This is a genomic window from Streptomyces sp. NPDC058401, assembly GCF_042722885.1.
In the GTDB taxonomy this organism is placed as follows: Bacteria; Actinomycetota; Actinomycetes; order Streptomycetales; family Streptomycetaceae; genus Streptomyces.
In genome coordinates this window covers 1-18,647 of the sequence record NZ_JBHXKA010000074.1, presented here as the reverse complement: position 1 = coordinate 18,647, position 18,647 = coordinate 1, and the positions used below count along the sequence as shown (strand labels likewise).

Here is an 18,647-nt window from a genome sequence, read left to right as displayed (position 1 = left end):
CATTCGGTGGCCCCCTTCCGCTGCCCGCAGCGGAAGGGGGCCACTCGTGCGTGGGCCCGGCCGGGTAATAGGTCTACACCAATTCACGGCAACCTCTTGTCACCCGGGCCATTGACTGATGAGCTATGCCCGGGGACACAACCGGGGACACAACGGACACCCTGGGAAAGGGAGATGCGTCGTGAGCAATGAAAGCCTGGCCAATCTGCTCAAGGAGGAGCGGCGGTTCGCACCGCCTGCCGATCTGGCCGCCGCCGCCAATGTGACTCAGGCTGCGTACGCACAGGCCGACGCGGACCGGCTGGGCTTCTGGGCCGAGCAGGCGCGCCGCCTGAGCTGGGACACCGAGCCCACGGAGACGCTCGACTGGAGCAACCCGCCCTTCGCGAAGTGGTTCGCGGACGGCAAGCTGAACGTCGCGTACAACTGCGTGGACCGCCACGTCGAGGCCGGCAACGGCGACCGCGTGGCCATCCACTTCGAGGGCGAGCCCGGCGACAGCCGCTCGATCACCTACGCCGAGCTCAAGGACGAGGTCTCCAAGGCCGCGAACGCCCTGACCGAGCTGGGCGTACAGGCCGGCGACCGGGTCGCCGTCTACCTGCCGATGATCCCCGAGGCGGTCGTCGCGATGCTCGCGTGCGCCCGTGTCGGCGCCGCGCACTCCGTGGTCTTCGGCGGTTTCTCCGCCGACGCCGTCGCCTCCCGCATCCAGGACGCCGACGCGAAGCTGGTCATCACCTCCGACGGCGGCTACCGCCGCGGCAAGCCTTCGGCCCTGAAGCCCGCCATCGACGAGGCCGTCGCCAAGTGTCCGCAGGTGGAGCACGTCCTCGTGGTGCGCCGCACCGGCCAGGACACCGCCTTCACCGAGGGCCGGGACGTCTGGTGGCACGAGATCGTCGAGCGGCAGTCCGCCGAGCACGCGCCGCAGGCCTTCGACGCGGAGCACCCGCTCTTCATCCTCTACACCTCGGGAACCACGGGTAAGCCCAAGGGCATCCTGCACACCTCCGGCGGCTACCTCACGCAGGCCTCGTACACCCACCACGCGGTGTTCGACCTGAAGCCGGAGAGCGACGTCTACTGGTGCACCGCCGACATCGGCTGGGTGACCGGGCACTCCTACATCGTCTACGGGCCGCTCGCCAACGGCGCCACCCAGGTGATGTACGAGGGCACGCCGGACACCCCGCACCAGGGCCGGTTCTGGGAGGTCGTGCAGAAGTACGGCGTCACCATCCTCTACACCGCGCCGACGGCGATCCGTACGTTCATGAAGTGGGGCGACGACATCCCCGCGAAGTTCGACCTGTCGAGCCTGCGCATCCTGGGCTCGGTCGGCGAGCCGATCAACCCCGAGGCCTGGATCTGGTACCGCAAGCACATCGGCGGCGACCGCTGCCCGATCGTGGACACCTGGTGGCAGACCGAGACCGGCGCGATGATGATCTCCCCGCTGCCCGGCGTCACCGAGACCAAGCCCGGTTCGGCGCAGCGCGCGCTGCCCGGAATCTCCGCCACCGTCGTGGACGACGAGGCGAACGAGGTCCCGAACGGCGGAGGCGGCTACCTGGTCCTCACCGAGCCGTGGCCCTCGATGCTGCGCACCATCTGGGGCGACGACCAGCGGTACATCGACACGTACTGGTCCCGGTTCGAGGGCAAGTACTTCGCGGGCGACGGCGCCAAGAAGGACGAGGACGGCGACATCTGGCTGCTCGGCCGGGTGGACGACGTGATGCTGGTGTCCGGCCACAACATCTCGACCACCGAGGTGGAGTCGGCGCTCGTCTCGCACCCCTCGGTCGCCGAGGCGGCGGTCGTCGGTGCGAACGACGAGACCACCGGCCAGGCCATCGTGGCCTTCGTCATCCTGCGCGGCAGCGCCTCCGAGACGGACACGCTGGTCGCGGAGCTCCGCAACCACGTGGGTGCCACGCTCGGCCCGATCGCCAAGCCGAAGCGGATCCTGCCCGTGCAGGAGCTGCCGAAGACCCGCTCGGGCAAGATCATGCGCCGCCTGCTGCGCGACGTGGCCGAGAACCGCGCGGTCGGTGACGTCACCACGCTCGCGGACTCCTCGGTCATGGACCTGATCCAGAGCAAGCTGCCGGCCGCCGGCAGCGAGGACTGAGACACCGGCTGAGCCGCGTACGACACGACGAAGAGGGGCATCCGGCGCGCCGCGCCGGATGCCCCTTTCGCACATAAAGTGACGATCACCGGATCCGCCCATGCGTACACCCTGTAAAGTATTAGACGGTTAAAGAATTACTCCACAGGGTGCGCCGGGAAGTCTGGTCGGCAACGTGTTCCGCCATGCCGTCCAACCACCCCGGAGGTGCCCCCCGTGGCCGCGCCCAGCCCCACCGACAACCAGAGCCGCAAGCTCCTCGGCCGCCTCTCGCTGCCGGAGCGCCGCTTCGTGGCCGACGCCCTGCGCGCCGAGACGGTCGGCGGCGTCCTGCTCCTCGCGGCCGCGATCGCCGCCCTCGTCTGGGCGAACGTGCCCGCCGTCTCGGCGAGCTACGACAGCGTCCGCTCCTTCCACATCGGCCCCGCCTCCCTCGGCCTGGACCTTTCGCTCCAGCACTGGGCGGCCGACGGCCTGCTCGCCATCTTCTTCTTCGTCGCCGGCATCGAGCTCAAGCGCGAGCTCGTCGCGGGCGACCTGCGCGACGCCAAGGCGGCCGCCCTCCCGGTCATCGCCGCGCTCTGCGGCATGGCCGTGCCCGCGCTGGTCTACGTACTGACCAACGTGATCGGCAACGGTTCGACGGACGGCTGGGCGGTCCCGACCGCCACCGACATCGCCTTCGCCCTGGCCGTCCTCGCCGTCATCGGCACCTCGCTGCCGTCCGCGCTGCGCGCGTTCCTGCTGACCCTGGCCGTCGTCGACGACCTGTTCGCCATCATGATCATCGCGGTGTTCTTCACCAGCGAGATCAACTTCCTGGCGCTCGCCGGAGCCGTCGCCGGCCTGGTCCTCTTCTGGTTCCTGCTCCGTGTGAACGTGCGCGGCTGGTACGTCTACATCCCGCTCGCCCTGGTCATCTGGGGCCTGATGTACAACAGCGGTGTCCACGCCACCATCGCCGGCGTCGCCATGGGCCTGATGCTGCGCTGCCACCGCAAGGAGGGCGAGGAGCACTCCCCCGGCGAGCACATCGAGCACCTGATCCGGCCGATCTCCGCCGGCCTGGCCGTCCCCCTCTTCGCCCTCTTCTCGGCCGGCGTCTCCCTGTCCGACGAGGCCATCGGCCAGGTCTTCACCCGGCCCGAGACCCTCGGCGTGGTGCTCGGCCTCGTCGTCGGCAAGACGTTCGGCATCTTCGGCGGCACCTGGCTCGCCGCCCGCTTCACCAAGGCCGAGCTCAACGACGACCTCTCCTGGCCGGACGTCTTCGCAGTCGCCTCGCTGGCCGGCATCGGCTTCACCGTCTCGCTCCTGATCGGCGAGCTCGCCTTCACCGACGACCTCGTCCTCGCCGACGAGGTCAAGGCCGCCGTCCTGATCGGCTCGCTGATCGCCGCGGTCTTCGCGGGCATCCTGCTGAAGATGCGCAACCGGAAGTACAAGGCGCTCACCGAGGACGAGGAGCGCGACGAGGACGCCGACGGCATCCCCGACATCTACGAGCAGGACAAGCCGGACTACCACCTGCGGATGGCGAAGATCTACGAGGCCAAGGCCGCGGAGCACCTGCGCAGGGCCGAGGAGGTCGCGGCCGGTGCGCGGGAAACGGTGACCGAAGGAGCGGGCGAAGCCCCGGGCGGGTCCAGCGCCGACGGCGGCCGTCCGGCATGATCTGACCTGACGACAGGACAGCCGTCGCAGTCGGACGACAGAGGGAGAGAGCGATGAGCGCAGTGGACCAAGGGGCCCCAGGAGCCGAGCGCACACTCGGCCAGCTGGTCGCCTCGGCCACCGCCGAGATGTCCGCCCTGGTGCACGACGAGATCGCCCTCGCCAAGGTGGAGATCAAGCAGGACGTCAAGCGTGCGGGCATCGGCAGCGGCGCCGCGATCGTCGCGGGCGTGCTCCTCCTCTTCTCGCTGCCGGTGCTGAGCTTCGCGGCGGCGTACGGGATCCACAACCTCGGCCTCGGGCTGGCCTGGTCCTTCCTGATCGTCGGCGTGGCGTTCTGGCTGCTCGCGGCCGTGATCGGGCTGATCGCCATGGCGAAGTTCAAGAAGATCAAGCCGCCGGTGAAGACCATCGCCTCGGTCAAGGAGACGGCGGCCCTCGTCGGCACCGTCAAGCCCCACGCCCGGTCGGTCAGTGACAACGCCGTGGGTGTGGCACGCTCGTCTTCATGACCTCCCCCTCGTCGGATTCCGGCTCGTCCGGTACGCCCCCCACCGCGGCCACGGCGGTCCGGATCGCCCTCCCCGGCGGGCGGGACGTAACGCACCGGGACGTCGCGGCCAATGGGGCGCGGTTCCACGTCGCCGAACTGGGCGACGGACCGCTGGTGCTGCTCCTGCACGGGTTCCCGCAGTTCTGGTGGACGTGGCGGCACCAGATGACCGCGCTGGCCGACGCGGGCTACCGGGCGGTCGCGATGGACCTGCGCGGGGTGGGCGGCAGTGACCGCACTCCCCGCGGCTACGACCCGGCCAACCTGGCGCTGGACATCACCGGGGTCGTACGGTCCCTCGGCGAGCCCGACGCCGCCCTCGTGGGGCACGACCTGGGCGGCTACCTCGCCTGGACGGCGGCGGTGATGCGGCCGAAGCTGGTGCGCCGGCTGGCGGTCTCCTCGATGCCGCACCCGCGCCGCTGGCGGTCCGCGATGCTGTCCGACTTCGGCCAGACCCGCGCCAGCTCTCACATCTGGGGCTTCCAGCGGCCGTTCGTGCCCGAGCGGCAGCTCGTCGCGGACGACGGGGCGCTCGTCGGGGAACTGATCCGGGACTGGTCGGGTCCGCGGCTCCCCGAGGAGGACGACATCGCGGTGTACCAGCGCGCGATGTGCATCCCCTCCACGGCGCACTGCTCGGTCGAGCCGTACCGCTGGATGATGCGGTCCATGGCCCGGCCCGACGGCCTCCAGTTCAACCGGCGCATGAAGCGGCCGGTGCGGGTGCCGACGCTGCACCTGCACGGCTCGCTCGATCCGGTGATGCGGACGCGGAGTGCGGCGGGGTCCGGGCAGTACGTCGAAGCCCCGTACCGCTGGCGGCTCTTCGACGGGCTCGGGCACTTTCCCCACGAGGAGGACCCGGCGGCGTTCTCCACCGAGCTGGTCAACTGGCTGAAGGATCCCGAGCCGGACCGCTGACACGTCCGAGCCGCTTATATGACAAGCATTCAATTGCCTGACGCATAGGCCAAATAGCCGCCCCCAGGGCGATTACCGACCTTGGGCCACGGGCACCAGTCGGAGTATGAGCTGGACGCACGACTACGGTGACACCGCACACGAACGCCGCTCGACGGTCACGCCGGGCACGCACAGGGGGCAGGGCCGCGAAGGCCACGACGACCCCCGACTCGGGATTCCGCGCATCCTGCGCCGGCGGGCCCGCTGGGTCTCCGCCCGGCTCAGGCACCAACGCACGTAGAACAGGGGCCCGGTAGGGCTACGGGAGCCCCTCACGGGCTCCCGTAGGGCTCCGCCAGGGCTCAGAGGGCGCAGCCCTGGCTGTCGACCCGCCGGTCCGCCGTCGCACCGTTCCGGATGTCCTCGCGGATCTCGTCCGCGGTCAGGGCGTAACCGGTGTTGGGGTCGTCGAGCGACTTCGCGAAGACGACCCCGTACACCTTGCCCTCGGGCGTCAGGAGCGGGCCGCCGGAGTTGCCCTGCCGGACCGTCGCGTACAGCGAGTAGACGTCCCGCCGCACGGTTCCGCGGTGGTAGATGTCCGGGCCGTTGGCGTTGATCCGGCCGCGGACGCGCGCCGAGCGCACGTCGTACGAGCCGTTCTCCGGGAAGCCCGCGACGATGGCGTCGCTGCCGCTCGCCGCGTCCTTGTCGGTGAACTCCAGCGCGGGCGCCTTCAGCTTGGGCACGTCCAGGACGGCGATGTCGCGCTCCCAGTCGTAGAGCACGACCTTGCCGTCGTAGAGCTTGCCCTCGCCGCCGACCTGCACGGTCGGCTCGCCGACCCCGCCGACGACGTGCGCGTTGGTCATCACCTTGCCCGGCGCGAAGACGAAGCCGGTGCCCTCCAGCACCTTGCTGCACGCGGGCGCCGTACCGACGACCTTCACGATGGACTGCTTGGCGGCCTCGGCCACGGGGCTGCGCGCCAGCAGCGGGTCGGGCGGCTGGACCTCGGTGATCGGCTCGTTGGAGAACGGGCTGAAGACCTGCGGGAAGCCGTTGCGGGCCAGGGTGGAGCTGAAGTCCGAGAACCAGGTGTTCGCCTGCCCCGGGAGCACCCGGGAGACGCCGAGGAGCACCTTGGAGCTGCGGACTTCCTTGCCCAGCGTGGGAAGTGACGTACCGGCGAGCGCGGACCCGATCAGCCAGGCCACCAGCAGCATCGCGACCACGTTCACCAGGGCGCCGCCCGTCGCGTCGAGCGCGCGGGCCGGGGACCACGTGATGTGGCGCCGGAGCTTGTTGCCCAGATGGGTGGTCAGCGCCTGGCCGATCGAGGCACAGATGATGATCACGACCACGGCGATGACGACGACCGTGGTGGAGACCTGGGTGCCGTTGTCGGTGACCCGGTCCCAGATCAGGGGCAGCAGGGACACGGCGATGAGACCACCGCCGAGGAAGCCGATCACCGACAGGATGCCGACGACGAAGCCCTGGCGGTAGCCGACGATCGCGAACCATACGGCGGCGAGCAGCAACAAGATGTCCAGCACGTTCACAGGGGTCACCGTCTCATGAGCGCCAGTCGAGCGGGACTTCCCGAGACCGGTCCCAGGGACGCTCCCAACCGGCGAAGTGCAGGATCCGGTCGATCACCCCGGCGGTGAAACCCCAGACCAGAGCCGATTCCACGGTGAAGGCGGGGCCGTGGAAGCCGCCGGGGTGGACGACGGTGACCCGGTGCTCGGGGTCCGTGAGATCGGCCACGGGCACCGTGAAGACGCGGGCGGTCTCCGCCGGGTCGACCACGCCGACCGGGCTGGGGGCGCGCCACCAGCCGAGCACGGGGGTCACGACGAACTCGCTGACCGGGATGTAGAGCGGGGGCAGCACCCCGAACAGCTGGACCCCGTCCGGGTCCAGGCCGGTCTCCTCCTCGGCCTCGCGCAGCGCGGCGCGCAGCGGGCCGGTGGTGTGCGGGTCGCCGTCCTCGGGGTCGAGGGCGCCGCCGGGGAAGGAGGGCTGGCCGGGGTGCGAGCGCAGGGTGCCGGCGCGCTCCATCAGCAGCAGCTCGGGGCCGCGGGGGCCCTCGCCGAAGAGGATCAGCACCGCGGACTGTCGGCCGCGGCCGTCCTCCGGCGGCAGGAACCGGCTGAGCTGGGTGGGCCGGACCGTCCGGGCCGCCTCGACGACGGGATCCAGCCAGCCGGGCAGGCCCTGGGTGTGCAGCTCGATGCTTCCGCGCCGGCCGCGCTGTGTGTCGTACGGGGCCCCGTGCGCGGCGGTGCCCGCCCGGCGGTTCTGCGTGGCCTCTGTCATAGGCACCCCTGTCCGTGCTTCTGCGTTTCCCCACACGGCCAAACGCGGTGCGGGTGGCGATTCGTTCCTTGCGCGTGCGGCTCCGCTGCCGGGGCTCAGCCCCGGACCCCGCGCCTCACACGCCTGCGGGGCCGGATTTCGCCGGCGCCGGGAGGCCCGGGTAGTCCGGGGGCGGGGTCAGGCGCTGGCCCGGCTGGCCGCCCTTCTCGTACTTCAGGAGCTTCGCCGCCTTCTCCGGGTCGGTCTCGCCCTCCCCGTAGGCCGGGCAGAGCGGGGCGATCGGGCAGGCTCCGCAGGCGGGCTTGCGGGAATGGCAGATCCGGCGGCCGTGGAAGACGACGCGGTGCGAGAGCATCGTCCACTCGCTCTTCGGGAAGATCGCGCAGATCTCCGCCTCGACCTTCTCCGGGTCCTCCTGCTCGGTCCACTTCCAGCGCCGCACCAGCCGGCCGAAGTGGGTGTCGACGGTGATCCCGGGGACGCCGAAGGCGTTGCCGAGGACCACGTTCGCCGTTTTGCGGCCCACTCCGGGCAGCGTCACCAGGTCCTCGATCCGGCCCGGCACCTCACCGCCGAAGTTGTCGCGCAGCGCCTGCGAGAGGCCGAGCAGGGACTTGGCCTTGGCCCGGAAGAAGCCGGTCGGCCGGATGATCTCCTCCAGCGCCTCCGGATCGGCTCCGGCCATGTCCTCGGGGGTCGGGTACGCGGCGAAGAGGGCCGGGGTCGTCTGGTTCACGCGCAGGTCGGTGGTCTGCGCGGACAGGACGGTGGCGACCAGCAGCTCGAAGGGGTTGCGGAAGTCGAGCTCCGGGTGCGCGTACGGGTAGACCTCCGCCAGCTCACGGTTGATCCTGCGCGCCCGCCGCACCATCGCCAGATGGCTTTCCGGCTTCGCCCCGGCCTTCTTGACCTTGCTCTCTGCCATCCCCGAAGGCTACGCCGCACAGCCCTCCGCCCGTGGCCGGACGTGACCTCCGCCCGGACGGGGTTTCTTGGCCCAAGTTTTGCCCTGAAACGGGGCTGACTGCTCCGGGAGGGCTCCCACCGGGCCATGTTCGCCCACGGCTGAATTCACTGTGGCCGTCACTCCCCCGGACCCCTTGGCCTGTGCTCTCACCGGCCTGTTGGACACCCGGCCGGTCCGGGACACGGCGGCGACGACACCCCCGGACCTGAGGTAACACCATCCCGATCGGCCTCTCGCCGCACAGCACACCCGTACGTCCGGCATCCTTGTGATGAACGTGATTGATCGCACTGTTTGAGCCGTCCGGCAAAATGGGGGAGCGATCCCCTGGCTGGTCGACATAGGAGAGAGACTCGTGGACGACGTACTGCGGCGTGCCCCGCTCTTCGCGGCGCTCGATGACGAGCAGGCCGCGGAGCTCCGCGCCTCCATGGGCGAGGTGACCCTCGCACGTGGTGACGCCCTGTTCCACGAGGGCGACCCCGGTGACCGGCTCTACGTCGTCACCGAGGGCAAGGTGAAGCTGCACCGCACCTCCCCGGACGGCCGTGAGAACATGCTGGCCGTCCTCGGCCCCGGTGAGCTGATCGGCGAGCTGTCGCTGTTCGACCCGGGCCCGCGCACCGCCACCGCCACCGCGCTGACCGAGGTCAAGCTGCTCGGTCTGGGTCACGGAGACCTCCAGCCCTGGCTGAACGCCCGGCCCGAGGTGGCGACCGCGCTGCTGCGCGCCGTCGCGCGGCGCCTGCGCAAGACCAACGACCAGATGTCCGACCTGGTCTTCTCCGACGTGCCGGGCCGCGTGGCCCGTGCGCTCCTCGACCTGTCGCGCCGCTTCGGCGTGCAGTCGGAGGAGGGCATCCACGTCGTGCACGACCTCACGCAGGAGGAGCTGGCCCAGCTCGTCGGCGCGTCGCGCGAGACCGTGAACAAGGCACTGGCCGACTTCGCGGGACGCGGGTGGCTCCGCCTGGAGGCGCGTGCGGTGATCCTTCTGGACGTGGAGCGGCTCGCGAAGCGGTCGCGCTGACCTTCGTCGTCTCCGTTGAGGGGTCCTGCCCAGGTGGGCGGGGCCCCTTTTGTTGTGCACAGTGGACCCATGGAGCACAGGGGCCTCGATGCGTACGGGTACTTCGAGCGTGAAGGGTCGCTCGGGCAGGTGCGGGCCGAGTTCCGGGGGCTCGTCGCCGCCGCGCGGGAGCGGATCGGGGAGGCGTACGGGCGACGGCTGCACAGCGCCTACCTCTACGGGTCCGTGCCGCGCGGCACGGCCCGGCCCGGGCGGTCCGACCTCGACCTGCTGATCGCCCTGCACCACGCGCCCGGCGACGAGGACCGCGACACCACCGAGGCACTGGCGCGGGGCCTCGACGAGGAGTTCGCGCAGATCGACGGGGTCGGGGTCCTGCTGTACGGCAAGGACCGGCTGCTGAGCGAGGCGGAACGTTACGACCTGGGCTGGTTCCTCGCCTGCCTGTGCACCCCGCTGCTCGGCGCGGACCTGGCCGAGCACCTGCCCCGCTACCGTCCCGACAGCCTGCTCGCCCGCGAGACCAACGGCGACCTCGCCGAGCTGCTGCCCCGGATGCGCGAGCGGATCCGGGCGGCGGCCACCCCGGAGGAGCACCGGAAGCTGTGCCGGGGCCTCTCGCGGCACCTCGTGCGCACCGGGTTCACCCTCGTCATGCCGCGCTGGGGCGGCTGGACCAGCGACCTCACCGAGTCGGCGGACGTGTTCGCGCAGTACTACCCCGAGCGCGCCGAGCAGATGCGCGCCGCGGCCGCCGCCGCGCTGGCCCCGGTCGCGGACCCGGACGTACTGCGCGCCTGCGTCGAGGACCTCGGCCCGTGGCTCGCGGACGAGTACACGGCCCGGCACGGGACGAAGACGGCCCGGCCGACGGGCTAGCCCCCCTGCGGCCCGCTCACTCCGGGGCCCCGGGGATCAGCCCGTGCTCCTTCAGGTACTCCAGCTGCGCGCGTACGGACCATTCCGCGGCCGGCCACAGGGACCGGTCCACATCCGCGTAGACGTGCGCGACGACCGCCTCGGGGGTGGTCAGGCCGTTCTCGACCGCCGTCTCGATCTGCGCGAGGCGGTGCGCCCGGTGGGCGAGGTAGAACTCCACCGCCCCCTGCGCGTCGTCCAGGACCGGCCCGTGCCCCGGGAGCACGGTGTGGACCCCGTCGTCGACCGTCAGCGAGCGCAGCCGGCGCAGGGAGTCCAGGTACTCGCCGAGCCGCCCGTCGGGGTGCGCGACGACGGTGGTGCCGCGCCCCAGGATCGTGTCGCCGGTCAGGACCGCCCGGTCGGCCGGCAGGTGGAAGCAGAGCGAGTCCGCGGTGTGCCCCGGCGTCGGGACCACGCGCAGTTCCAGACCGCCCGTGCGGATGACGTCCCCGGCGGCCAGGCCCTCGTCGCCGAGGCGCAGGGCCGGGTCCAGGGCCCGGACCTTCGTCCGGGTCAGCTCGGCGAAGCGGGCCGCGCCCTCCGCGTGGTCGGGGTGTCCGTGGGTGAGGAGGGTGAGCGCGACCCGCTTGCCCTCCTTCTCGGCGGCGGCGATCACCGCGCGCAGGTGTACGTCGTCCAGCGGGCCGGGGTCGATCACCACGGCCAGGCCGGAGCCGGGCTCGGAGACGAGCCAGGTGTTGGTGCCGTCGAGGGTCATCGGGGAGGCGTTCGGGGCCAGGACGTTCACCGCGCGGGCGGTGGCCGGTCCGGAGGCGACCATTCCGCGGGGCTGGCCGGGCAGGGCGGCGGCATCCGTCATGCGGGGGCTCCTCCCGGGTTCGCGGGGCCCTGGGCCGCGGGGCCCTGGCCCGGGGTGGCATGCCCCGGGGTGCCGGGTGCCGTCAGGCGGACGCGCTTGGTGAACTCGTCGTGGCCCGGCCAGCTGAGCACGAGCTCCCCGTCCTCCAGGGCGGCCCGGGCGAGGACCGGGGTCAGGTCCTGGGCCCCGGCCGCGGCGAGGGCCTCGGCGGGGCTCCCGTACCGCTCCAGGGAGCGCAGGGTGGTGATGGTGGGCGGCATCATCAGCAGCTCGCCCTTGTCGTAGCCGGCGGCGGCGTCGGCGGGGCGGATCCAGACCGTGCGGTCGGCCTCGGTGGAGGCGTTGCGGGTGCGCTGCCCTTCGGGGAGGGCCGCGACGAAGAACCAGGTGTCGTACCGGCGCGGCTCGAACTCCGGGGTGATCCAGCGGGCCCACGCACCGAGCAGGTCGGAGCGCAGGACCAGGCCCCGGCGGTCGAGGAACTCGGCGAAGGACAGCTCACGGGCGACCAGGGCCGCGCGGGCGGCCTCCCAGTCCTCGCCGGTGGTGTCTCCGACGACGGTGTCCGCGGACTCGCCCGCGAGCAGCACCCCGGCCTCCTCGAAGGTCTCGCGGACGGCTCCGCAGACGATCGCCTGCGCGGTGGCGGGGTCGGTGCCCATCCGCTCGGCCCACTCGCCGCGGCTCGGGCCGGCCCAGCCGATGAGGTGGTCCTCGTCGCGGGGGTCCACCCCGCCGCCGGGGTACGCGTACGCGCCTCCGGCGAAGGCCATCTCGACCCGGCGGCGCAGCATGTGCACGGCGGGGCCCTCGGGGGTGTCGCGCAGCAGCATCACGGTGGCGGCGCGCCGTGGTTCCACCGGGGTGAGGGTGCCGTCCGCGAGTGCGCGGATGCGGTCGGGCCACTCCGGCGGGTACCACTGACCTCCGGCGGAGGTCTCTTGCTGACCGTACTGACCATTCGGCATGGCGGGATGCTACGGGCATCCGGGCCGATGTTCGAGGGGTGGCCCCCGAGCACCGCTGCGCGGGGCCGTCGCCGGCTGCGGATGCGGATGCGCCGCTGCGGATGCGCCGCTGCGCGGGACCAGTCCCCGACCCGCCCTTCGCCCGTTCCCCGGGCTGCGCCCGGACCGCCCTGGAGCTCCGCCCCAGACCCCGCTCCTCAAACGCCGGAGGGGCTGAATTTGCCCTGACGGGCAAGATTCAGCCCCTCCGGGGCAATTCAGGCCTCTGCCGGGGCAGACGCCGAGGTCAGGCTCCCGGGACCAGTTCGACCTGGATCTCGATCTCGACCGGGGCGTCCAGCGGGAGGACCGCCACGCCGACCGCGCTGCGGGCGTGGACGCCCTTGTCGCCGAGGACGGCGCCCAGCAGCTCGCTCGCGCCGTTCAACACGCCCGGCTGGGCGGTGAAGTCGGGGGCGGAGGCGATGAAGCCCACCACCTTCACGACGCGAGCGATCTTGTCGAGGTCGCCGACGACGGACTTCACCGCGGCGAGCGCGTTCAGCGCGCAGGTCGCGGCCAGTTCCTTGGCCTGCTCCGCCGAGACCTCGGCGCCGACCTTGCCCGTGACGGGCAGGTTGCCCTTGACCATCGGGAGCTGGCCCGCGGTGTACACGTAGGCACCCGACCGCACGGCCGGCTGGTACGTGGCCAGCGGCGGGACGACCTCGGGCAGGGTCAGGCCGAGTTCGGCCAGCCTCGCCTCGACGACTCCGCTCATGCCGCCTTCTCCCGCTTCAGGTAGGCCACGAGCTGCTCGGGGTTGTTCGGGCCGGGGACGACCTGGACGAGCTCCCAGCCGTCCTCGCCCCAGGTGTCCAGGATCTGCTTGGTGGCGTGGACCAGCAGCGGGACGGTCGCGTATTCGAACTTCTTGGTCATGGGAGCGAGCGTAGTGCCTGCCGTGCGGGGCCCCGCCACCACCGCCGCCGCCCGGGAGGAATTAGGCTCGGGCCCTGTGAGCAGGCTCCAGGTGGTCAGCGGCAAGGGCGGCACCGGCAAGACCACGGTCGCCGCGGCACTCGCGCTCGCCCTCGCACGCGAGGGCAGGCGGACTCTTCTGGTGGAGGTCGAGGGCAGGCAGGGCCTCGCCCAGGTCTTCGGGGCGGAGGCGCTCCCCTACGAGGACCGGAAGATCGCCGTCGCCTCGGGCGGCGGGGAGGTCTACGCGCTCGCCATCGACGCGGAGCGGGCGCTCCTGGACTACCTCCAGATGTTCTACAAGCTCGGCTCGGCCGGCCGCGCCCTCAAGAAGCTCGGCGCCATCGACTTCGCGACGACCATCGCGCCGGGGCTGCGGGACGTGCTCCTGACGGGCAAGGCCTGCGAGGCGGTCCGGCGCAAGGACAAGGCCGGGCGGTTCGTCTACGACCACGTGATCATGGACGCTCCGCCGACCGGGCGGATCACCCGCTTCCTGAACGTCAACGACGAGGTGGCGGGCCTGGCCCGGTTCGGGCCGATCCACAACCAGGCCCAGGCCGTCATGAAGGTGCTCAAGTCCCCCGAGACGGCCGTGCACCTGGTCACGCTGCTGGAGGAGATGCCCGTGCAGGAGACCGCCGACGGGATCGCCGAGCTCCGGCAGGCGGGCCTGCCGGTGGGGCGGGTCATCGTCAACATGGTCCGGCCGCACCACCTCGACGAGGACGCGCTGCGCGCCGCCGCCGGCGAGCGGCGCTCCGACGTGTCCCGGGCGCTGTCCCGGGCCGGCCTCGGCAGCGCCCGGCGCGGCGGGCCGGCCGAGCGGCTGGTGGACCCGCTGCTCGCGCAGGCCTCGGAGCACGCGAGCCGGGTGGAGCTGGAGCGCGCCCAGCGCACCGTCCTGGCGGGGCTGGACGTGCCGACGTACGAACTCCCGCTGCTCGGCGCGGGGATGGACCTGGCCGGGCTCTACGGGCTCGCCGCGGAGCTTCGGAAGCAGGTGGGCGGGGAATGAGCGGGACCGGGACGACGGAGGCGACGATGGAGGGGACGATGGAGGCTCCGCCGCGGCTGGACGTCGACCGGCTGCTGGACGATCCGCAGACCCGGATCATCGTGTGCTGCGGGGCGGGCGGGGTCGGCAAGACCACCACCGCCGCGGCGCTCGGGGTACGGGCGGCCGAGCGCGGGCGCACGGTGGTCGTCCTGACCATCGACCCGGCGCGCAGGCTGGCCCAGTCGATGGGGATCGACTCGCTCGACAACACCCCGCGCCGGGTGAAGGGCGTACGGGGCCCCGAGGGCGGTGACGGCGGCGAACTGCACGCCATGATGCTCGACATGAAGCGGACCTTCGACGAGATCGTCGAGGGCCACTCCGACCCGGAGCGCGCGCAGGCCATCCTCGCCAACCCCTTCTACCAGTCCCTGTCGGCCGGCTTCGCGGGCACGCAGGAGTACATGGCGATGGAGAAGCTGGGGCAGCTGCGGGCCCGGGACGACTGGGACCTGATCATCGTGGACACTCCGCCGAGCCGGTCCGCGCTGGACTTCCTGGACGCACCGGGGCGCCTGGGGTCCTTCCTGGACGGGAAGTTCATCCGGGTGCTGATGGCTCCGGCGAAGGTGGGCGGCCGGGCGGGGATGAAGTTCCTCAATGTCGGCATGTCGATGATGACGGGCACGCTGAGCAAGCTGATGGGTGCCTCGCTGCTGAAGGACGTGCAGACCTTCGTGGCCGCCATGGACACGATGTTCGGCGGCTTCCGCACCCGCGCGGACGCGACCTTCCAGCTCCTCCAGGCTCCCGGTACGGCGTTCCTCGTGGTCTCCGCGCCCGAACCGGACGCGTTGCGCGAGGCCGCGTACTTCGTGGAGCGGCTGGCCGCGGAGCGGATGCCGCTGGCCGGGCTCGTACTGAACCGGGTGCACGGCAGCGCCGCCGGACAGCTCTCCGCGGAGCGGGCGTTGGCCGCCGCGGAGAATCTTGAAGAAGGCGGCATTGTGGATCAGGAGTCCGGGAAAGCTGGACTTCGTGACTCCACGGACACCGACCCGGAGACCGACACCGACACCGCCGCCCGCACGGCGCGAGAGACCGGCGCCGACACCGTAGAAGCCGGCGCGGACACGGACGCCGCCGCGGACACGGGCGCGCACGCCGCCGCTGAGACAGACGCGGACGACGATGCGCACGCCTACGCGGACGCCGACGTGGACGTGATCACGGCAGGGCTGCTGCGCCTGCACGCGGAGCGCATGCAGGTCATCGCGCGCGAACAGCGCACGCGTGACCGCTTCACCTCGCTGCACCCCGAGGTGGCGGTGGCCGAAGTGGCCGCCCTGCCCGGCGACGTACACGACCTCGCCGGGCTGCGGGCCATCGGAGAGCGACTCGCGGCCGGGGTTCCGGCCGGAGCTTAGGCGTTCCTACGACATGGTGCCCGGGTGGTCTACCCGGCTGCCAGGTACGCCTCGTACGGAACGTCGATCTCCTCGTCGGCATCCATGGTGAGGATGCCCGTACTGCGCTCGTACTCCGTGCGGGCGGTTTCGAGCAAGCGCCGCCACGAGGTGACGGTGGGACGCCGGCGCAGCAGCGCACGTCGTTCCCGCTCGGTCATTCCGCCCCATACTCCGAACTCGACACGATTGTCGAGCGCGTCGGCCAGGCACTCGGTCCGCACCGGACATCCGGTGCACACCGCCTTGGCCCTGTTCTGTGCCGCTCCTTGAACGAACAGTTCATCCGGATCGGTAGTGCGGCAGGCTGCCTGCGCACTCCAGTCGGTAACCCAGCCCATCCCGGCGCCGTCCTCTCCCGAATCGAGGCTCCCCCACGGCGGTAGCGGCATATTCACCGCTGCCAGTTGAGGACGTTACGGAAGGCGGGCACAGTGCAACACCCCCGACGGGCCCAATCTTGAATGGTCCGAACGGACTATGGGTAAGCGGCAGATCACCCGACGGAGTGATCCTGCGACATGCCCGACCATTCCGGCGATTTGGGTGAAATCGACGGGGCGTGCTGATCACAGGAGGCGAGATTCGGACATGCGTCCACCCCATTCGGGAAGGGTGAAAAACAAGCCGAGGGGTTGATGTCCCACCGCACTGCTGTGACAGTTGAGGACAGCTTAGGCCAAGGCATTCGCGCGTGTCCGGCGAATGAGAACGTAGGCTGCCCTCTATGGGAAAGAAGCGCTCGGGCGGCGGGCTCACGGGGCCACAGCAGGCCGCCAAGTTCCTCGGTGTGTCCGTTCTCTCCGGAGTTGTACTTGCGGGCATCGCGATCCCGGGCGCAGGCGCCCTGGGGCTCGCGGCCAAGGGCACGGTCGAGGGGTTCGATGAGATCCCGGCCAATCTCAAGACACCTCCGTTGAGTCAGCGCACCACGATTCTGGACTCCGAAGGTGGCTTGATCGCCACGGTCTATTCGCGTGACCGGCAGGTGGTCCCCATCACGGCCATCTCCCCGTACATGCAGAAGGCCATCGTCGCGATCGAGGACTCCCGCTTCTACGAGCACGGGGCGATCGACCTCAAGGGCATCCTGCGTGCGGTCAACCGCAATGCCCAGGAGGGCGGCGCGGCCCAGGGCGCGTCGACGCTGACGCAGCAGTACGTGAAGAACGTCTTCGTCGAAGAGGCCGGCGACGACGAGACGAAGGTGCGCGAGGCGCAGGAGAAGAGCCTCGGCCGCAAGATCCGCGAGCTGAAGTACTCGATCCAGGTCGAGGAGGAGCTCGGGAAGAAGAAGATCCTCGAGAACTACCTCAACATCACCTACTTCGGGCAGCAGGCGTACGGAATCGAATCCGCCGCCCAGCGCTACTTCAGCAAGCCCGCCAAGGACCTGACCCTGGACGAGTCGGCGATGCTGGCCGGCGTGGTGCAGTCGCCGAGCCGGTACGACCCGGTGAACGACTCGCAGGAGGCGACGAAGCGCCGCAACATCGTCCTCCAGCGCATGGCCGACATAAAGGATATTTCGCAGGCCGAGGCGGACGCGGCGAAGGCGAAGCCGCTCCAGCTGAAGGTGACCAAGCCGAAGAACGGCTGCATCACCGCCGTCAAGGGCGCGGGCTTCTTCTGCGACTACGTGCGCAACACCTTCCTGGACGAGACCGCCTTCGGAAAGACCCGCGAGGAGCGGGCGAAGGTCTGGAACCAGGGCGGCCTGACGGTCCGCACGACCCTGGACCCGCAGTCGCAGGAATCGGTCAACGAGTCCATCAAGGACCACGTGGACCAGGACGACAAGGTCGCCACGGCCGTCACCCTCGTCCAGCCCGGCACCGGGCGGGTCCTCGCGATGGGGCAGTCCAAGCCGTACGGCTTCGGCAAGAACGAGACCCAGATCAACTTCTCGGTGGACAAGAAGATGGGCGGCTCGAACTTCGGCTTCCCGACCGGCTCCACCTTCAAGGCCTTCGTCGCGGCCGCGGCCATCGAAGGCGGACTGCCGCCGACGAAGATGTACCAGTCCCCGTACGACATGGACTACCCGAGCCCGGTGCGCACCTGCGGCGACAAGCCCTGGGTCAACACCGAACGCCCGCCCGCGCGGGTGGAGAACGAGACCGAGTCCGAGGTCGGCCCGTACGGGATGAAGGACGCGATGGCCAAGTCGGTCAACACGTACTTCGTGGAGATGATCTCCGAGATCGGGCTGTGCCCCGTCACCGAGATGACCGCCAAGCTCGGCGTGATCCAGGCCGACGGCGCCAAGCTCCCCGAGGTCCCCGCCATCGCGCTCGGCAGTCAGGGCATGTCCCCGCTGACCATGGCAAACGCCTACGCCACCTTCGCCAACCGCGGCGTGTACTGCACCCCGGTCGCCATCGAGTCGATCACCGACTCGCACGCCAAGGCGCTGACGGTCCCGAAGTCCAAGTGCGGCCGCGCGATGACCGAGCGGACCGCCGACACCATCAACACGCTGCTGCTCGGCGTGGTCGACTCCGGTACGGGCCAGCAGTCGGGTCTGACCGACCGGCAGAGCGCGGGCAAGACGGGTACCACCGACAGCCGTTACAACGCCTGGTTCGTCGGCTACACCCCGAACATGTCCGGCGCGACCTGGGTCGGCTCCGGCGGCGCCAAGCAGGTGTCGATGGAGAACATCACCATCGGCGGCCAGTACTACGACAAGGTCTTCGGCGGTGGCCTGCCCGGCCCGATCTGGAAGCAGGCCGTCTCCGGCGCGCTCTCCGGCCGCGAGGCCCCGGGCTTCACCACGGTGAACATCCCCGACACCCCGAGCCCCGCCGCGGGCGGCAAGCCCAGCACCGGCAAGCCCAACAAGCCCGGCAAGCCGGGCCGCGACGGCAAGCCCGGTGACGGCCGGCCCGGTGGCGGTACCGCCGCCGGACCCACCGGT

The 18,647-nt window shown here is 71.0% G+C and carries 17 protein-coding genes; 9 read left to right on the top strand and 8 right to left on the bottom strand.

Annotation, left to right across the window (positions count from 1 at the left end; translation table 11 throughout):
• Positions 1–181: 181 nt before the first annotated feature.
• The 4 genes from acs to ACFWNV_RS25020 all read left to right on the top strand — a co-directional run bounded on the left by acs (position 182) and on the right by ACFWNV_RS25020 (position 5,288).
• Positions 182–2,137: an acetate--CoA ligase gene (gene acs, locus ACFWNV_RS25035; protein WP_383951127.1), complete on the top strand. Its 1,956-nt coding sequence runs from the start codon at positions 182–184 to the stop codon at positions 2,135–2,137.
• A gap of 216 nt (positions 2,138–2,353) precedes the next feature.
• Positions 2,354–3,811, top strand: a complete 1,458-nt coding sequence (gene nhaA / locus ACFWNV_RS25030) for a Na+/H+ antiporter NhaA (RefSeq protein WP_383951124.1) — start codon at positions 2,354–2,356, stop codon at positions 3,809–3,811.
• A 53-nt stretch (positions 3,812–3,864) separates the two neighbouring features.
• Complete coding sequence (locus ACFWNV_RS25025; RefSeq protein WP_250745370.1) at positions 3,865–4,323, top strand: phage holin family protein; 459 nt, start codon at positions 3,865–3,867, stop codon at positions 4,321–4,323.
• A complete protein-coding gene (locus tag ACFWNV_RS25020; RefSeq protein WP_383951121.1) occupies positions 4,320–5,288 on the top strand; it encodes an alpha/beta fold hydrolase in 969 nt (322 codons plus the stop codon). The genes ACFWNV_RS25025 and ACFWNV_RS25020 overlap by 4 nt, the downstream gene beginning before the upstream one ends.
• Positions 5,289–5,632: 344 nt before the next feature.
• On the opposite strand, the gene ACFWNV_RS25015 is transcribed toward ACFWNV_RS25020, so the two are convergent.
• From ACFWNV_RS25015 to nth, 3 genes are all read right to left on the bottom strand, one after another.
• Positions 5,633–6,835, bottom strand: a complete 1,203-nt coding sequence (locus tag ACFWNV_RS25015) for a MarP family serine protease (RefSeq protein ID WP_383951167.1) — start codon at positions 6,833–6,835, stop codon at positions 5,633–5,635.
• 13 nt (positions 6,836–6,848) lie between these two features.
• Positions 6,849–7,595, bottom strand: coding sequence for an NUDIX hydrolase (locus tag ACFWNV_RS25010; protein WP_383951117.1), 747 nt, complete (start codon positions 7,593–7,595; stop codon positions 6,849–6,851).
• 115 nt (positions 7,596–7,710) lie between these two features.
• Positions 7,711–8,520: an endonuclease III gene (gene nth, locus ACFWNV_RS25005; RefSeq protein WP_383951114.1), complete on the bottom strand. Its 810-nt coding sequence runs from the start codon at positions 8,518–8,520 to the stop codon at positions 7,711–7,713.
• A gap of 397 nt (positions 8,521–8,917) precedes the next feature.
• On the opposite strand from nth, the gene ACFWNV_RS25000 reads away from it, so the two are divergent.
• Both ACFWNV_RS25000 and ACFWNV_RS24995 read left to right on the top strand, forming a co-directional pair.
• The gene (locus ACFWNV_RS25000) at positions 8,918–9,592 is read left to right on the top strand and encodes a Crp/Fnr family transcriptional regulator (protein WP_003981529.1); all 675 of its coding nucleotides are present in this window, start codon (positions 8,918–8,920) and stop codon (positions 9,590–9,592) included.
• 69 nt (positions 9,593–9,661) lie between these two features.
• A complete protein-coding gene (locus tag ACFWNV_RS24995) occupies positions 9,662–10,471 on the top strand; it encodes a nucleotidyltransferase domain-containing protein (RefSeq protein WP_383951110.1) in 810 nt (269 codons plus the stop codon).
• A gap of 16 nt (positions 10,472–10,487) precedes the next feature.
• Here ACFWNV_RS24995 and ACFWNV_RS24990 read toward each other — a convergent pair whose 3' ends face one another.
• From ACFWNV_RS24990 to ACFWNV_RS24975, 4 genes are all read right to left on the bottom strand, one after another.
• The gene (locus tag ACFWNV_RS24990) at positions 10,488–11,333 is read right to left on the bottom strand and encodes an MBL fold metallo-hydrolase (protein WP_383951107.1); all 846 of its coding nucleotides are present in this window, start codon (positions 11,331–11,333) and stop codon (positions 10,488–10,490) included.
• Positions 11,330–12,301 (bottom strand): NUDIX hydrolase, encoded by a 972-nt coding sequence (locus ACFWNV_RS24985; protein ID WP_383951104.1) that lies wholly within the window; start codon positions 12,299–12,301, stop codon positions 11,330–11,332. Before ACFWNV_RS24985 ends, ACFWNV_RS24990 begins: the two co-directional genes overlap by 4 nt.
• Positions 12,302–12,587: 286 nt before the next feature.
• Complete coding sequence (locus ACFWNV_RS24980; RefSeq protein ID WP_250745361.1) at positions 12,588–13,061, bottom strand: RidA family protein; 474 nt, start codon at positions 13,059–13,061, stop codon at positions 12,588–12,590.
• The gene (locus tag ACFWNV_RS24975; RefSeq protein WP_112447450.1) at positions 13,058–13,222 is read right to left on the bottom strand and encodes a DUF4177 domain-containing protein; all 165 of its coding nucleotides are present in this window, start codon (positions 13,220–13,222) and stop codon (positions 13,058–13,060) included. The genes ACFWNV_RS24980 and ACFWNV_RS24975 overlap by 4 nt, the downstream gene beginning before the upstream one ends.
• Positions 13,223–13,298: 76 nt before the next feature.
• Here ACFWNV_RS24975 and ACFWNV_RS24970 point away from each other — a divergent pair, with 76 nt between their 5' ends.
• Both ACFWNV_RS24970 and ACFWNV_RS24965 read left to right on the top strand, forming a co-directional pair.
• Positions 13,299–14,279 carry an ArsA family ATPase gene (locus tag ACFWNV_RS24970; protein ID WP_383951100.1) on the top strand — a complete coding sequence of 327 codons (981 nt, stop codon included), beginning with the start codon at positions 13,299–13,301 and terminating at the stop codon, positions 14,277–14,279.
• Positions 14,276–15,688: an ArsA family ATPase gene (locus ACFWNV_RS24965; RefSeq protein ID WP_383951097.1), complete on the top strand. Its 1,413-nt coding sequence runs from the start codon at positions 14,276–14,278 to the stop codon at positions 15,686–15,688. The genes ACFWNV_RS24970 and ACFWNV_RS24965 overlap by 4 nt, the downstream gene beginning before the upstream one ends.
• 29 nt (positions 15,689–15,717) lie before the next feature.
• Here ACFWNV_RS24965 and ACFWNV_RS24960 read toward each other — a convergent pair whose 3' ends face one another.
• Complete coding sequence (locus ACFWNV_RS24960; protein ID WP_327254199.1) at positions 15,718–16,068, bottom strand: WhiB family transcriptional regulator; 351 nt, start codon at positions 16,066–16,068, stop codon at positions 15,718–15,720.
• A gap of 386 nt (positions 16,069–16,454) precedes the next feature.
• Between ACFWNV_RS24960 and ACFWNV_RS24955 the strand changes: the two genes are divergently transcribed.
• Positions 16,455–18,647 (top strand): transglycosylase domain-containing protein (locus ACFWNV_RS24955; RefSeq protein WP_383951095.1); only part of this gene is annotated, 2,193 nt, incomplete at its 3' end.

Excerpts from the sequence above, each read along its gene's own strand:
- ACFWNV_RS24990 (WP_383951107.1), bottom strand. The coding sequence starts at position 11,333 with ATGACGGATGCCGCCGCCCTGCCCGGCCAGCCCCGCGGAATGGTCGCC.
- ACFWNV_RS24965 (WP_383951097.1), top strand. The coding sequence starts at position 14,276 with ATGAGCGGGACCGGGACGACGGAGGCGACGATGGAGGGGACGATGGAG.
- ACFWNV_RS24980 (WP_250745361.1), bottom strand. The coding sequence starts at position 13,061 with ATGAGCGGAGTCGTCGAGGCGAGGCTGGCCGAACTCGGCCTGACCCTG.
- ACFWNV_RS24985 (WP_383951104.1), bottom strand. The coding sequence starts at position 12,301 with ATGCCGAATGGTCAGTACGGTCAGCAAGAGACCTCCGCCGGAGGTCAG.
- ACFWNV_RS25010 (WP_383951117.1), bottom strand. The coding sequence starts at position 7,595 with ATGACAGAGGCCACGCAGAACCGCCGGGCGGGCACCGCCGCGCACGGG.
- ACFWNV_RS24975 (WP_112447450.1), bottom strand. The coding sequence starts at position 13,222 with ATGACCAAGAAGTTCGAATACGCGACCGTCCCGCTGCTGGTCCACGCC.
- ACFWNV_RS25020 (WP_383951121.1), top strand. The coding sequence starts at position 4,320 with ATGACCTCCCCCTCGTCGGATTCCGGCTCGTCCGGTACGCCCCCCACC.
- ACFWNV_RS25025 (WP_250745370.1), top strand. The coding sequence starts at position 3,865 with ATGAGCGCAGTGGACCAAGGGGCCCCAGGAGCCGAGCGCACACTCGGC.
- nth (WP_383951114.1), bottom strand. The coding sequence starts at position 8,520 with ATGGCAGAGAGCAAGGTCAAGAAGGCCGGGGCGAAGCCGGAAAGCCAT.
- ACFWNV_RS24960 (WP_327254199.1), bottom strand. The coding sequence starts at position 16,068 with ATGGGCTGGGTTACCGACTGGAGTGCGCAGGCAGCCTGCCGCACTACC.
- ACFWNV_RS24995 (WP_383951110.1), top strand. The coding sequence starts at position 9,662 with ATGGAGCACAGGGGCCTCGATGCGTACGGGTACTTCGAGCGTGAAGGG.